10 protein-coding genes and 10 pseudogenes are annotated in these 14,253 nt (G+C 60.6%); 6 read left to right on the plus strand and 14 right to left on the minus strand.

What is annotated here, in order from left to right:
- Positions 1-171, plus strand: a pseudogene (locus IVB27_RS18705) (IS256 family transposase); the annotation flags it as partial.
- A gap of 144 nt (positions 172-315) precedes the next feature.
- Here IVB27_RS18705 and IVB27_RS43635 read toward each other — a convergent pair.
- Positions 316-791, minus strand: a pseudogene (locus IVB27_RS43635) (transposase); the annotation flags it as partial.
- Positions 792-1,039: 248 nt separating this feature from the next.
- On the opposite strand from IVB27_RS43635, the pseudogene IVB27_RS18720 reads away from it, so the two are divergent.
- Positions 1,040-1,210: pseudogene (locus IVB27_RS18720) on the plus strand (IS256 family transposase); the annotation flags it as partial.
- Here the strand turns inward: IVB27_RS18720 and IVB27_RS43640 are convergent.
- The 3 genes and pseudogenes from IVB27_RS43640 to IVB27_RS18735 all read right to left on the minus strand — a co-directional run bounded on the left by IVB27_RS43640 (position 1,207) and on the right by IVB27_RS18735 (position 3,621).
- The gene (locus IVB27_RS43640) at positions 1,207-1,377 is read right to left on the minus strand and encodes a transposase domain-containing protein (RefSeq protein ID WP_524536492.1); all 171 of its coding nucleotides are present in this window, start codon (positions 1,375-1,377) and stop codon (positions 1,207-1,209) included. The pseudogene IVB27_RS18720 and the gene IVB27_RS43640 overlap by 4 nt on opposite strands.
- Positions 1,378-1,398: 21 nt before the next feature.
- A pseudogene (locus IVB27_RS43645) lies at positions 1,399-2,169 on the minus strand (IS66 family transposase); the annotation flags it as partial.
- Between the two features lie 411 nt (positions 2,170-2,580).
- A pseudogene (locus IVB27_RS18735) lies at positions 2,581-3,621 on the minus strand (IS110 family RNA-guided transposase).
- A 157-nt stretch (positions 3,622-3,778) separates the two neighbouring features.
- Here IVB27_RS18735 and IVB27_RS18740 point away from each other — a divergent pair.
- Positions 3,779-5,211 (plus strand): annotated as a pseudogene (locus IVB27_RS18740) (IS1182 family transposase).
- 167 nt (positions 5,212-5,378) lie between these two features.
- Here the strand turns inward: IVB27_RS18740 and IVB27_RS18745 are convergent.
- From IVB27_RS18745 to IVB27_RS18790, 9 genes and pseudogenes are all read right to left on the minus strand, one after another.
- A pseudogene (locus IVB27_RS18745) lies at positions 5,379-5,528 on the minus strand (IS66 family transposase zinc-finger binding domain-containing protein); the annotation flags it as partial.
- Positions 5,529-5,599: 71 nt separating this feature from the next.
- A complete protein-coding gene (locus IVB27_RS18750; protein ID WP_247444816.1) occupies positions 5,600-5,845 on the minus strand; it encodes a hypothetical protein in 246 nt (81 codons plus the stop codon).
- A 69-nt stretch (positions 5,846-5,914) separates the two neighbouring features.
- On the minus strand, positions 5,915-6,268 hold the full coding sequence (gene tnpB, locus IVB27_RS18755) for an IS66 family insertion sequence element accessory protein TnpB (RefSeq protein ID WP_247444817.1): 354 nt from the start codon (positions 6,266-6,268) through the stop codon (positions 5,915-5,917).
- Positions 6,265-6,729: an IS66-like element accessory protein TnpA gene (gene tnpA / locus IVB27_RS43650; RefSeq protein WP_524536491.1), complete on the minus strand. Its 465-nt coding sequence runs from the start codon at positions 6,727-6,729 to the stop codon at positions 6,265-6,267. The genes tnpB and tnpA overlap by 4 nt, the downstream gene beginning before the upstream one ends.
- A 33-nt stretch (positions 6,730-6,762) precedes the next feature.
- Positions 6,763-6,921 (minus strand): hypothetical protein, encoded by a 159-nt coding sequence (locus IVB27_RS18770; RefSeq protein WP_247444825.1) that lies wholly within the window; start codon positions 6,919-6,921, stop codon positions 6,763-6,765.
- Positions 6,922-7,037: 116 nt separating this feature from the next.
- A pseudogene (locus tag IVB27_RS18775) lies at positions 7,038-7,351 on the minus strand (hypothetical protein).
- Positions 7,351-8,379: pseudogene (locus tag IVB27_RS18780) on the minus strand (IS5 family transposase). The pseudogenes IVB27_RS18775 and IVB27_RS18780 overlap by 1 nt, the downstream one beginning before the upstream one ends.
- Before the next feature lie 64 nt (positions 8,380-8,443).
- Positions 8,444-9,616, minus strand: a complete 1,173-nt coding sequence (locus tag IVB27_RS18785; protein WP_247444819.1) for a M20 aminoacylase family protein — start codon at positions 9,614-9,616, stop codon at positions 8,444-8,446.
- 368 nt (positions 9,617-9,984) lie between these two features.
- On the minus strand, positions 9,985-10,383 hold the full coding sequence (locus tag IVB27_RS18790) for an aspartate/glutamate racemase family protein (RefSeq protein WP_247444820.1): 399 nt from the start codon (positions 10,381-10,383) through the stop codon (positions 9,985-9,987).
- Between the two features lie 1,010 nt (positions 10,384-11,393).
- Here IVB27_RS18790 and IVB27_RS18795 point away from each other — a divergent pair.
- The 3 genes from IVB27_RS18795 (at position 11,394) to IVB27_RS18805 (ending at position 14,070) form a co-directional block, all read left to right on the plus strand.
- Positions 11,394-11,630, plus strand: a complete 237-nt coding sequence (locus IVB27_RS18795) for a hypothetical protein (RefSeq protein WP_247444826.1) — start codon at positions 11,394-11,396, stop codon at positions 11,628-11,630.
- 210 nt (positions 11,631-11,840) lie between these two features.
- Entirely contained in the window at positions 11,841-12,011 is a 171-nt protein-coding gene (locus IVB27_RS18800) for a hypothetical protein (protein WP_247444821.1), read from the plus strand.
- Positions 12,001-14,070, plus strand: a complete 2,070-nt coding sequence (locus tag IVB27_RS18805) for a recombinase family protein (protein WP_247444822.1) — start codon at positions 12,001-12,003, stop codon at positions 14,068-14,070. Before IVB27_RS18800 ends, IVB27_RS18805 begins: the two co-directional genes overlap by 11 nt.
- 2 nt (positions 14,071-14,072) lie before the next feature.
- On the opposite strand, the pseudogene IVB27_RS18810 reads toward IVB27_RS18805, so the two are convergent.
- Positions 14,073-14,253 (minus strand): annotated as a pseudogene (locus IVB27_RS18810) (integrase core domain-containing protein); the annotation flags it as partial.

The raw sequence follows: 14,253 nt of genomic DNA on the forward strand, positions 1-14,253 counted from the left end.
AAAACGCGCGAGCAGCGCTGCTGGGTGCACAAGACCGCCAACGTGCTCGCCAAGTTGCCGAAGAGCCAGCAGCCGAAGGCCAAACGCGCGTTGCAGGAGCTGGCGTTCGACGACTTACCGGCCGAGCACTGGAAACACCTGCGGACCACGGATGAGATGGACGAGCGATTTCTTCATGGCCGAGGCGGCGATTGCGGAGATCGCCGTAAGTCCATTCTTTTGTTCGGTTGCGCTGCGGGCCATTCTTCCGGCCGCCACCGATCTCCCAGCCGCGGCGCGCAGGGCGGTCAAGGCTGCCCGCACTTGCGGGCGGGTGTTGAAAAGATCGGCATGCGGGCACTTCGGGATCAGGTGCGCGTGCGGGATCGGAAGCACCTCGTTCTTGAGCCGCATGCGATGCCGCACGACCTGGTAGCGTCGCGCCACCAGCCTGCGCTTGCGTTCGGTCTCCGCGTCAGGCGTCCAGATCTGCGGCAGATACCCGGCCACCCGGAGACTGGCGAGCGTGCCGGCATCGATCTTGGCGGTTGTGACGTGAGCCTGGGCGATCGCCTTCACCTGCGGCGGATTGGCGATAATCACCCGCGCCACAAACGGCGCCAGAACCCGCGACACCGCCATGCTGTTGGCATTGCTTCGAGCACCACCTCATCAGTGGCAAGCAGGGTCTTGCCGAATCCCTCGAGCGCAGTCCGTGTCATATCAACCTGGCCCGCATGTCGGAGCTTGCCGTCTTCCCAAAACACCACCTCCCCGAGTCGGTGGACGTCGATGCCAATCACCCGTCGCATTTGCACCTCCTGCCAATCAGACCACATGACGGGAGCTACGGGCGACACGCCAACTACGGATTCGCGCTCTCAGCGCAACCGGGCGAGTCGCAGAGGCGGCCAGCTACTAACTCGAGCTCTCGGCCCATCGTATGCATCGGCCTGCCCGCACATCGTGCTCCCGGTGCCTCTGTCCCGATGGTCGCACCATACGCCACGATGCAGAACACCGCAGCGGAACGTTGGCACCGAGAACTCTCATACCGGTTACCAACCCCCTCGAAAGCACCTTCGCCACCGTGCGCCACCGCACCATCCGATCGAAGGGCTGCCTGTCCAACAAGACGGCACTCGCTATGGTCTTCAAACTGCTTGAGGCCGCGCAGAAAAGCTGGCGTCGTCTCGGTGGCCAGAACCAGTTGCCAAAAGTAAGCGCTTAGCCGCAGCCCGATTGAGGCTGGCTTGACGTTTTGCGGAATCGCCACGGCATGAAGTCTTCGATGCGGCTATGGAGATGGCCGTCGATGATCGTCTCGAGTGTTTCGGCGATGTAGGCGGCCGGGTTGACGTCGTTGAGCTTGCAGATGGCGACGATCGAGGCGAGCAAGGCCCAGTTTTCCGCGCCGACTTCATGACGGGCGAAGAGCGCATTTTTTCTGGTCAGGCAGACGGGCCGGATGGCATTCTCGACCGGGTTCGTGTCAAGCTCGAGGCGCCTGTCTTCGAGAAAGCGGGTCAGCCGTTGCCAGTGATTGAGCGCGTAGCGGATGTCCTCGGCGAGCGTCGAACCACTGGAGATCATCGACAGCTGTTTCTCAAACCATGGCTTGAACGCGGCGACGATGGGCAGCGAGTGCTCCTTGCGCGCGGCCAGCCGGATGTCCGGCGATGAACCGCGTATCACGGCTTCCATGGCATAAAGTTGTGCGATGTGCCGAACCGCGGCCTCGGCGATCGCGATTTGCTGTTGCGGGCCAATTTGACGAAGCGCCGGCGCAAATGGCTCCAGCAATGCACGAGCTCCACGGCCCCTGCGGTCGTGCAACGTCGGTCAGCCGGTTATAACCGTCATAGGCATCGCATTGCAGGAACCGTCCGTTAACGCCATCCAGGAACTGCTCGGCGAAGGCGCGCTGCGACCGAGAGCATATCGGAACAGCACGATCGGAGGACTTGGGCCGCTGTCGCCGCGGTCGTCGGAGACGATCGCCCAGAAGTAGCCTTTCTTCGTTTGGCCACGCCCGGAATCGAGCACGGGTGCCGTGGTTTCGTCCATGAACAGACGATCTGCACTCTCCAGATGGCGACGCATGTGGTCCGCGATCGGCTGGATGGAAGCAGGCGCGGCCGGACCAGTTGCCCAGTGTCGCCAGATCAAGTCGGATCCCCTGGCGCGCATAGATCTCGGCCTGACGCTAAAACGGTGTATGGTCGCCGAACTTGGAGACGATCACGTGCGCAATCGCCGCTTCGGTCGGCAGTTCAGCAGGCACGACGTGCTCCGGCGCGTGGGGCTGCACGACAGGGCCCGAGCAGCGGCGACAGATGTATTTCGGGCGGCTCGTGACCCTGGCTGTTCTCTAATTCCGGGCGTGAGGTCAAGCTCTCCTTGAACATCCTTGCCGGGTCCATGGTTCTCTCCGCGGTAGGGGCGTGCCCTCCGCATGATGGCGTAAGATGACGTTAGCGGATCAATGTGTGAAGCGCGCTTTGCCCTTTCGAGCACCGCAAAGCCAGGGGCGATCTCACCAACGCCAGCGTCCCGGCAGGGACGTTCGCTCCCGCTGTTCGGCGGGAACTCGTTTATCCTTTATGCAGGCTGATCAGCAGCATCCCTTGATGACCATTTAAATTCGGTACCATCGATCCACATCCGATGCAGAATGACAGCAAGTTTTCGGGCAACCGCAACCTTGGCTTTGCGTAGGCCGCTTCGTTTCGCAACCCGAATGCCCCACGCTTTGAGTGCTGACCCTTTTGCTACGCGTGTCAGCAGCACATTGGCCGCCTCGTAGAGGTAACTTCGCAGCATCTTATCGCCGCATTCGAGATTCGGCCCGTCCAGTCAATCTCCCCGGATGCGTATCGGCGAGTCGTTAGCCCTGCGTAGGCTCCGACGCTTCGTGACCGCTTGAAGCGAGCGGGGTCATCGATCGTCGCAAGGAAGCAAAGGGCCGTGACCGGGCCGACGCCAGGAGCCGTCATGAACCGTCGCACCTGAGCATTGTTGCGAGCCAGCCGCAGCACCTTGCGGTCAAGGTCCGCAATCTGTTGCTCGACAGCCTCGCGTGCCTTCAGCAATGGATCGACAGCGGCAAAAAGCTCTGACCGTTCCTCGGCCAACTGCGTGGCGCGCACAGCAAACACATTCATCTTTGCTCGTCCGATGACGAGCCCAAGATTCTTGAGGAGCCCCCGAATTTGATTTTCGATATCCCGCTTGATCTTGACGAGCAGAGCTCGGCTGACAAGAAGGGCTTTGGTCGCATGACTGTCGAGATCCTTGACGCAAACCTCCTTGTACCAACCACATTGCATGATGCGCGCAATGCCAGCAGCGTCATTTCGGTCGCTCTTTATTGATCTGCATCTTCAGAACCGCCTTCGCATGCCTGGCGTCAATGCAGATAACGGGTAACCCGATCTTATTCAGCTCGGTCCACAGCCATGTCGACGTTGCTCCGGTCTCGAGTCCAATCCGAACGACGTGTGACGCGTGCAATTTGATGAACGTCGCGATCGCCTCCGGGTCAGACGTAACCACCCCTTCGCGCTCGACCTTTCCTGTCCGATCGACGATGCAGATCGAAGTCAGTTTCAGTGACACGTCTAATCCGACATAGTGCTCCATTGCCTCTCTCCATCATTGCAAGGCCTTGGAGTGGGCCTCGTCGAGTCCTGGAGAGCTGATTCCCAGAGCCTGAGTATGGCTCCGAGCCCGGAATTACCCCATGTGTGAAAACGCCTTGTCTGCTATGATTCCCGCACTGAATCGGCGGGGGCTGGGCATGAGTCGCTTCGTTCAAGGGGCTGATCGCGGGCAATCGACTTTGTTGCCGGAATGCCTGGATGACTGGGTTTTAGATGACAATCCGGTTCGCGTGATCGACGCCTTCGTTGCGGCCCTCGATCTGGCTGAACTTGGGTTCGGTGGCGTTGAGCCTGCCGGCACAGGTAGGCCGTCGTATCATCCGGCCGCGCTCTTGAGGCTCTACATTTATGGTTATCTCAACTTCGAGCCGCCGGCTCGAGCGTGAAGCTGGCCGCAACGTCGAAGTGATGTGGCTGCTCGCCCGGCTTGCGCCCGATCACAAAACGATTGCCGATTTCCGCAAGGACAATGGTCCCTGGCATCAAAAAAGTCTGCGCGCGCTTCGTCGAGGTGTGCCGCAAGATGGGGTTGCTCGCGGCAGCCAGCGCCGCCATCGACGGCAGCAAATTCAAAGCAGTCAATAATCGCGATAAGAACTTCACGCGCGGCAAAGTCGAGCGGCGGCGCACGCAATTGGAAGAGAGTGTTGCGCGCTATCTCGCTCAGCTCGATACCGCCGACCGGCAGGAGCCGTCGGAAACGCTGGAATTAAAAAAGACGCGGATCAAGGAACGGCTCGAAAATCTGACCGTTGAAATGGCGAAACTCGCAGCCATTGAAAAACAGGTTCTGGCGTCGCCCGATCAGCGGATATCGTTCACGGATCCTGACAGCCGTTCGATGGCCACGAGCGACCGTGGTTCCGGCATCGTCGGCTACAACGTGCAGACGGCGGTCGATACAGAAAACCATCTGATCGTCGCGCACGAGGTGACAACAAGTGGCTCAGACCGGTCACAACTTGCAAACATAGCACAGCAGGCCAAAGCCATTCTTGAGGCCGACACGCTCGATGTTTTCGCCGATCGCGGCTACTTCAAGGGCGAAGAAATCCCGGCGTCCGAGCAATCTGGCATCACGGTGACGTTGCCTAAGCCGATGACATCGGGTGCGAAGGCTTCGGGGCGCTTCGGCAAACAGGACTTTGCTTATCTGCCAGATGAGGATGTTTATCGCTGCCCGGCCGGTAAGCAACTCAAATATTATTATACCAGCGAGGAAGACGGCCAGAAGCTGCGCAACTATTGGACGAACGCCTGCAAAACCTGTCCACTCAAATCGAAGTGCACGCCGAGCCCGCAACGTCGTATCAAGCGGTGGGTGCACGAGGACGTTCTCGAACGCGCTCAGGCGCGGCTCGACAAGAATCCAAACGACATGCGCACACGCCGCGAGGCCGTCGAGCATCCGTTCGGCACACTGAAGATGCGCATGGGCGCGACGCACTTCTTGTGCGTGACGCTGCCGAAAGTAGCGACCGAGATGGCGCTCTGCGTGCTCGGCTACAATCTGACACGCGTGCTGAGCATCGTCGGGATGAAACCGCTGCTGGCGGCGGTGAGGGCGTGATACAGGCGCTGGCGCGCGCCTTGCGAGTCATCGGGCGCGTGAAAGAGCTCGACATTGCGTCAGGATGAGTTCCGGTCGAGTGGCCGTAAAATTTGCCCAAATTGATCGGATTGCGGTAGCCTGAGCTCAACCGCGCTGGTCCGCGTCATGCAACAGTGTTTTTACACGACCAAGACCAGCACCCGCCATTGCGCCGGGATCACGTCGAGGCGTTTGCTGACGTCCTCGCCGATCTTCGTCATGGCGCCGCAACCGCACGGACAGAGCGTGCTCGCAGGCTCGATGATCCGTTCCACCCGAGGCAAATGGGCAGGCAAGCAGCCGCGATTGCGATGAGAACCTTGATCCGGCGCGCTCCGCAACCGGCCCTGGATCACAGCCTCGGCTCTCACCTGAGCGTCCAGGATGCCTTGCGCGATCTCCACGTCTTCCAGCGGTGATACTGATCTGGCCGCAGCTTCTCGGACTTCGCGCCGAACTTCTCGCGTCGCAATTCTCCGAGAATGACCTCCAGCCGACGCCGCGCTTCCTCCGATGCCGCCAGTGCCCCCTGATGCTCGCTCAGGGCTGCATGCGTTTTCGCCAAAAGCGCCTTCAGGCGTTCGTTTTCCTCGCGCAGCGCCGCAATGCTCATGCGCTATTTCGAGCACGTCGCCACTGCGCGTGCCACGTTCAAAATAGCTCCCGAGTCAACCTGCCGCAGTTATCCAGCTGCCTGGGGACGCCGCGCTTCCTCCGGGCGGACCAACCTCCAATCCAGCCCCTCGAACAGGGCTGCGAACATCGCCGGCGATATCCGTATCACGCCGTCTGCGATCGTTGGCCAAACGAACTTGCAACCTTCAAGACGCTTGTGCACCAACACCAGACCCGTTCGATCCCAGACCAAAATCTTGATCCGGTCCGCTCGTTTCGATCGGAACACGAAGGCTGCGCCGCTGAACGGGGCGAGACGAAGCATCTCCTGCACCTTCGCCGCAAGCCCATCGTGGCCACAGCGGAAGTCGATCGGCCGCGTCGCGATGTAAATCTTCAGATCGGCACCGGCCGCGATCATCGTGACGCTCGCATCGCGCGGATCACACGGGACAGCTGCTCGCCATCTATGGCTGTGTCCGTCCGCAGCACGACATCGCCGATCGCGATCTCGAGCTTGATCGCCGGAACCTGACGCTCCTCCAACGCACCTTCCACGACCAGCGGCGCGAATGTCGGCTGCGATGCCTCGCGCGGCGGCAACATGCCTCGCTGTCGAAACCGCCGCCGCCAATCGTAGATCTGCCAGCGCGTCGCTCCGTGCTTGCGCGCCACCTCGGACACCTGGGCACCGGGTAACAGACTCTCGGCGACGATCCGAGCTCTCTCGGCTTCCGAACGTACGCGGCGCCCCGATGGTCCTTCAAGAACCACCAGCCGGCTCACCGACCCCTCGTTGAGCCGTCCAAATGGACGTCCTTTTTGCTGTCCAATCCCATCCCAAACCTCCGTCCAGAGCCGGAGGCTTCTTCGCACGTTCATTCGAATTCTGAAGCAAGGGTATCGGCTTCGCGCTTACTGCCAAAACTCGTTCTGGGTGTGACATTCAACGATGGGATCGAGGTCATCGCCAAGCCGGCCGACCGTCAGCCCATAACCGCCGCCGCCTGACCGGCTCCGGCCGTCATCAAAATTTGGCGATAGCGGAATAGTCGCTGAGGTGACCGCCAGCATCGTAGTGTCCCGAGGTGCGTGAGAGGCCTACCCGTTTAAGCGGTATAGCTTAGAAGGCAGTGTTTCTGCGTCTCCGCTCAATCGAATTTCAGGCCCCTAGCAGGCTGTTGAAGAACTCAGCCACGTTTGCAAATGTAGAAGTGGCCGACGAACTGCCTGCAATGCCGACCATAGCCCATCCGCGACCACGGGTCGGATCATTTTCGTTGTGCCCTCCCATGAGAACTCGGCGCAGGCCGATCCGTCGCGGGTGCCGTAGCGCACGTCCAGGAAGCCCTTGAGAGCCCCAAAGGCGATTTCGCCGTCGGATTTGCTTGGAAGGTGAGATGCACCTCTTCGAAAAGTCGAGGAAATCGCTGTCCCAGACGTCCATCTTGACGATGCGCCAGCGGCCGACAAAGGCCTTGGCGAAGCCGGGCAACTTGGCCATCAGCCGGTCTCCGCGAGCAGCTTGGGCAGCCGCACCAGATTGTAGGCGGCGGCAGCGAAGGTAAAGGCCGATGCGGCGCGATCACGGCCACGGAAGCTGGTCTTCTCTTGCCCCGCGACCGTCTTGATCCAGCGTCCTCGATGCGTTTGCGGATGCGCTGACTGACGGCATAGCCGCCGTGCCGGGTCGTTCGTCCGTCAATCGCAGAGCTACGGCCGCTGGTGTTCTGTGCAATATGCGGCGTCACGTTCATCGAGCGCAGTTCGTTGACGAAGTCTTCTGCGTCGTAGGCTTTGTCGGCGCCAAGCGTATCGCTGTCGGCCGGTCGGCACGAGGCTCGATCATGTGCAGCGCGGCCACCCGTTCGGCATGCCCGTCGGCCTGCGTCAGGCAGGCGTCGACCAGCAGGCCGTGGCGGTTCTCCATCAGCCCGTGCCGGATGAAGCACAGCTTCGTCTCCTTGCCTTTTCCCTTGCGGTAGAGCCTGGCGTCCGGATCGGAGGTCGAACGGCATTGCGCCCGCCGCCTTGCGCCGGCGGCTCGCCCGCACCGTCCTTAGGCTTGACGCTCTTCATCGAGGCCCAAGCCTCGACCAGCGTGCCATCGACCGAGAAGTGATCGCTCGACAGAAGCTTCTTCGCCTCAGGCTGCGCCAGCACCGCCGCCAGGAACTTCGCCGCAATGTCGCCTTCCAGGGTCGCGGTTCTTCGAGAACACCGAATGGTCCCAGACCGCATCATCGACGCCGATTCCGACGAACCAGCGGAACAGCAGGTAGTATTCCAGCCCGCTCCATCAGAAGCCGCTCCGAACGGATCAGTAAAACGCCTCTAACAGCATCGCCCGCAGCAGCTTCTCCGGTGGGACCGCCCAATCGGCGAATGGAGCGCGGCAAACTCGCGCTCCAGCGCCGACAGCGCCTCATTCACAATCGTCCGGCTCGCTCGCACGGGATGATCACGCCGCACCCGCGCCTCCAGATCAACGTAGCTAAACAGCTCGCCCGTTCGATTCTCGCCGCCGCGCACGCACCATCTCCGAATCTCGTCGGAGCCAATGATCACGGTCGCCGGTCGGCGGCGAGTGCCTTTTTCAACGACCTGCTAGCACCATTTCGACCAAATTAACCCAATAGCCAATGCCGTAAGGCAGCGCATCGTCGTTGAAATCATACGCTGGGTGATGCAAGCCGGCGGTCGATCCGTTGCCAATGTAAATCATAGCACCTGGCCGAGCTTCAAGCATGTAGGCGAAATCCTCCGCCCCCATCCGCGCTTTTATCTTATCGTCGACTGAGGACGACCCCACGAGATCGCGGGCTGCCTTAATGGCCAGGCTTGTCTCCTTAGTGTGATTAATGGTGATAGGCACGGATCGAATGTACTTGAAGTCGACGTCAGCGCCAGCACTGCGCGCAATCCCCCGGGCGGTCATGCAAATCTGTCGCTCGGCAAAGTCCCGTACACTGGGCATGAGGGTCCTGACCGTGCCGGCCATCTCAACCTGATCGGGTATAATATTGTAGGCCTGAGCGGCCTTCAGCTTGGTGACGGAGATTACAAGAGCCTCAGTCGGATCCGTATTTCGCGACACTAGAGTTTGCAGCCCAAGGATGATCTGCGCCGCAATGACCACGGGATCGATGGCTCGATGTGGCGCGGCCGCATGCCCCCCTTTGCCTTTCACGACAATATCGAAATCGTCCTGAGAGGCCATCATCGGCCCATAGCAAATGGCAAAGTTTCCGACCTCGATGCCAGGCGAATTATGCATCGCAAAGATCTGGGAGATGTTGAACCGGTCCATAATGCCTGATTCGACCATTTTTAGGCCCCCGGATGGTAGTTCGACCTCTTCGGCCGGCTGGAAGATCAAAGCAACGCAACCGCTAAACTTGCGGGTATTCGCAAGGTATTTGGCCGCACCTAACAGCATCGCAGTGTGGCCATCATGTCCGCATGCATGCATTTTCCCGGGCACCTTGGACGACCAGGGCTTGTTTGATGCCTCTAGAATTGGCAGAGCGTCCATATCTGCCCTCAACCCGATCGTAGGCCCGTCCCCGCCTTCGCCCTGGATCAATGCGACGATGCCCGTTTCTGCTATTCCTGTTTCGATGCGATTGATTCCAAAAGATGCCAGCTTTTCCGTAACGAACCGCGCTGTATTGTCGACGTGGAAGTCGAGCTCCGGATTTTCGTGGAGATAGCGCCGCCATTCGATTACCTCGCGTTGCAAATCCCCGAACTGCTCGATGCTGCGCATATGTAGTTCCAACGATCTCATTTGAACAGGCCCGAGTCCGTGCGTTGCTACGCGTCCAGTGCGAATGCAGTAAAGCGCTCTCGTGGGAGAGAAACGTCGGCAGAAGAGTATTTAGCGTTGGAAGAATGAACGGATGTTTCACCGACGTCTGAGGGCTCCATCAGGTTACCGAAGCTAGCGTCAAGCGGCAGACTCGTTAGGTCGCAGACAGGAAGCCCGGTCAGGCGGCAGATCGCAGGGGCCGATAGCCGAAAAACTGTGCATTCGAACAGGATGCTGAGATTTCCTGGTGTGCGTCGCAGAGACGTGTCGCACAGGCGACAACGTCCGCCTCGATCTCCTCGAGCCCGTCCGTGGCGGCGGGCGCTTCATCTCATTTTGCCAGAACAATTCACCTCGGTGCCGCCGGCAACTAGCCTCTCTCGATCAGCCGGATCACCGATTCCAGCGGATCTTCGCCGCAATGGTTTAGATTCAGCAGTCGCGACGGCGAGCTTGGCTGAATTGAGCAACTCGCGAAGTAATGTCGGCACCAAGAGCAGGCTACACACAGCGACAGGTTCCCTCATTGTAGCGGCGACCGCCGCCTGATGCCGGATCCAAAATTCGCAGTTCGAGCCTAATGCAATGACGCCTCGCTCAACCAGCCGGCGAGCAGCCGCGATGTAAGCAGCCTCGAGCGCCGTATCGCCGCGGATATCTGTATCGGCCCAGGCTTCTTCGAGTGTCTCGGAAGTGACGGGAAAATTGTAGGTGGCTTGACCCATCAATCCGCCGGGCAACGGACCCCGTGGCGTGGCGCCTGCTGGCACTCCTCGTTCGAGGTTTAGAATTCCGAGAGACGGTAGGCACTGAGGTGCCATTCGGCACTCCTAGAGATGACAGCTAATTTCGAAAGAATAAACCTCATTCTTGGGCGAATTCCTCTAAAGTAGAGCCGCATCGCTTCGAAATTCGGCGTCAAGCCTGGAGGATGGAGGCGTTCGCTGCGGTTCGGCCTCTGTTTCTCGCATGATTGGCGCCAGCCAAACTTGGACAACTCAGCTCAAAAGTTGGAGACTTGCGAACATTAACTCGGCGCTGTAATGGAAAAAGCCCTCACGGTTGTACCGACGCCAAGCGAACCTGCTCTCGGGGATCTGTGAGTGGGCGTGTCATTGAAGATCGCGCGGGCATTAACATCATCTTATTGTGAGGTTAAAGCAAAGGCAATTCCGGCGTCCAGAAACGTCCTTGTTTCTGAAAGGACGACAATGCCCGGATTGGCAGGAGACAAGGGTACCTCGCGCGGCCGTTTCCGAGATTGCCCGGCGACACGGGCTGACCCGCGAGAAGTGTTCACTTGGCGCCGGCGGCAGTTTGTACCTGAGGTGCCGAGCTGGATGTCCGGGCTCGGTGTTGCGACGCCTGGGGCATCGCGATCGAGGCTGACATTACCATCCGGGTAGGCCGAGCGCGGACGTGGTGATGATTGCGGCGCTCGACCATGCGCTAAAGGAAAGCCGCGCGTTACCTGTCCGGTTTCGCCGCTTCGGGGTTGAACTTGCGACTGAACTTCCGTCTGGTCATCGTCCACCTTCGATCCATGAAACACCAATCTTGCTGTCCATCGAAACTAGGCCCACGCGGAATGCGCATCGCAGTAGTGAGCTGGTCCCGGTTGTCTGAACAGAATCTCCGCGTTTGATAAGTGGAGCCTCTGCCGGGGTTAGGCTGCCAAGCGGATTGGCAGTGGGGTGAAGTAGGCTTGATCAGGTGTGCTGCCGTCAAGGCTCGAGTGGGGACGGCGGCGATTGTACAACAACGTTTGAGAACGCCCACAGGATCGCTCCTTGCGAAGTTCTTTATCGGCATCATCCTTGGTTTGGTCGCCGAGTTAGCGTTTATGGGGCTGTCGACAAGGCTGATGCTGTCGTTTTTCGCTGCACGCTGGATGGGTCGCGAGCAGATCGTTGGCTGGAAGTTCCAGCATGGATGTTCGACCGGACGGCATGCCCTGACGCGCAGCTTTTGACAGCTCAGCCGTTTGTCAGCATCGACGCACTTGCGGCGCTCTCTGCGCTTCTCGATCTGGCGTTGAAGGATCGAACGCCATCAGCTGCCCTGCTTTCTGGCGCATCCAGAGCCTCTCACGACCAGAATCGGGGAGAGACCCATGTCACGCGAGACGGCAATGCCAAGGAGCGGATACCGACACAATCGACGACCGCGGCTGCAGCAGCAGATGGATCCGTTCGGGGGCGGCCTGGCAAATGGCGCCATCGGCGCGCCCGCTTGGCGGGAGCTGCCGGCGGAAGCGCGAGCGGCCCTCACGAGCCTGATGACGCAATTGATCCTCGACCATGCTGCGACGACAGCGACGCCGCCCACGAAGGAGGCCGGTCATGATCTCTGACAAGGTCAGACCGCATCATCTGGAGCGCAAGGCGATTCTCTACGTGCGTCAATCCTCAGCACATCAGGTGTTGCACAATCGCGAGAGCAGCGCATTGCAATACGCCATGCGGGACCGGCTGACGGTGCTCGGGTGGTCGGAGATCGAAGTGATCGATGATGATCTCGGTCGTTCAGCCGCCGGCGGGGTACAACGCGCCGGCTTCGAGCGGATGGTGGCGGAGGTTTGCCTCGGTAAGGTTGGTGCGGTTTGCGCCCGCGAGGTCTCGCGCTTCGCTCGCAACAGCCGGGATTGGCAGCAACTCATCGAGATGTGCCGCGTGGTCGATACCGTTCTGGTCGATCAGGAGACAATCTATGCGCCGAGGCACGGCAACGACCGCCTGCTGCTCGGGCTCAAGGGCAGCCTCAACGAGTACGAGCTGGATCTGTTGCGTCAGCGCTCGCTCTCGGCCCGCTACGAGAAGGCGCGCCGGGGCGAGTTAATCGTGGTGGCGCCCGTCGGCTTCGTGAAGGCCGGGGACCGTTATGAGAAGGATCCGGATCGGCGTGTCCAGGAAGCGATCAAGCTGGTGTTCGACAAGGTCGAGGAACTGGGCAGCGCGCGACAGGCGCTCTGCTGGCTTCACGAGTACAATCTCGATCTGCCGGTGAAGGAGACCAACGGCGATACGGCCTGGCGGCGACCGAGCTACTCCGCCATCCACCGGATCATTGAGAACCCGGTCTACGGCGGCGCCTATGCCTATGGTAAGACGGCTGTGGCGGCGGGATACAGCGCCGCAGGCGTGAGCGTGAAGATCCGCCGCAAGGCGCGGAACGAATGGCTGGCGCTGAAGCCCAACACCCACGAAGGGTATGTGAGCTGGGAGAGGTTCGAGGCGATCCGCACGATGGTCAGCAGCAACATTCCCACCGGTCGGCATCACGGCGCGCCCAAGCATGGTGACGGGCTGCTGGCCGGCCTGATCCGGTGCAAGCGCTGCGGCCGCAAGCTCACGCTCCGGTACTCCGGCATGAAGCACCATATCCCGCGCTACAGCTGCAGCCGCGCCTGGATGGACAATGGTGGCCCTCACTGCATCGGCTTCGGCGGACTGCGCGTCGATGATGCAGTCGAGGAAGCGCTGCTTGGCGTCGTCGGTCCGGGCGCTATCGCCGCTGCAACCGCGGCCGCCAAGGAAGCCAGGGAACGGCGGGATCAGGTGCGCGATGCTCTCAGTCGCGACCTCGAAGCGGCGCGCTATGCCGCCGACCGGGCCTTCCGGCAATACGATGCCGCTGACCCCGCGAACCGGCTGGTGGCCAGCGAGCTTGAAGCGCGCTGGAATAGGGCGCTCGTCCATTTGGCGGAGGTCGAGGGCAAACTTGCCGCGCCTGATGCGAGTACACCTGCTCCCGCCGTCGCTCCGGCCTCGTTCGGCATCCTGCCGTCGAACCTGCGAACCGTCTGGTCAGCGCCGACGACCGATGCCCGTATCAAGAAGCGCATCGTGCGCACCCTGATCCATGAGGTCGTGGCCGATATCGACGATGCGGCCTCCGAAATCGCTCTCATCGTCCACTGGGTGGGAGGCGTCCACAGCGAGTTGCGCTTGCCCAAGCGCCGGCGCGGACAGCGCAACAGCACCTCTGCCGATATTATCCAAGCCGTGCGTCAACTGGTGCTGATCGCCAGCGACGATCTGATTGCCGGCCTCCTCAACCGCAACGGCCTCAAGACGGGCAACGGCAATCGCTGGACCCGCGAGCGCGTCACATCAATGCGCTCGAACTATCGCACCCCGGTGTTCAAGCCCGCGGAGGACGGGATAGAGCCTTGGCTCAATCTCAGCAAAGCCGCGCAGCTTCTCAAGATCGCGCCCAAGACGCTCCGGCTGGCAGCGGAGGCCGGCGAGATCGAGGCCATCCATCCCTTATCTGATGGCCCTTGGATCTTCGCCCGCGCCGCACTCACAACATCCGCTGCACAAGCCATTGCCGAACGGGCGCGGCTGAACCCAAAATACCCCGCAGGATCGCATCCCAACCAACAAAGCCTCTTCTGTTCAATCACATAGCCAGATGGGTGTTCCGATGCGCGATTGTAGAAGTCGAGATATCTGCCGATCGAGTCGCGCGCCTCGCTGACGGTCTCGTAGGCCCGCAGATACACCTCCTCGTACTTGACGCTGCGCCACAACCGCTCGACGAACACGTTGTCCCGCCAAGCCCCTTTGCCGTCCATGCTGATGGCGATGCCG

The sequence above is a fragment of the Bradyrhizobium sp. 197 genome, assembly GCF_023073375.1.
Lineage (GTDB): Bacteria > Pseudomonadota > Alphaproteobacteria > Rhizobiales > Xanthobacteraceae > Bradyrhizobium.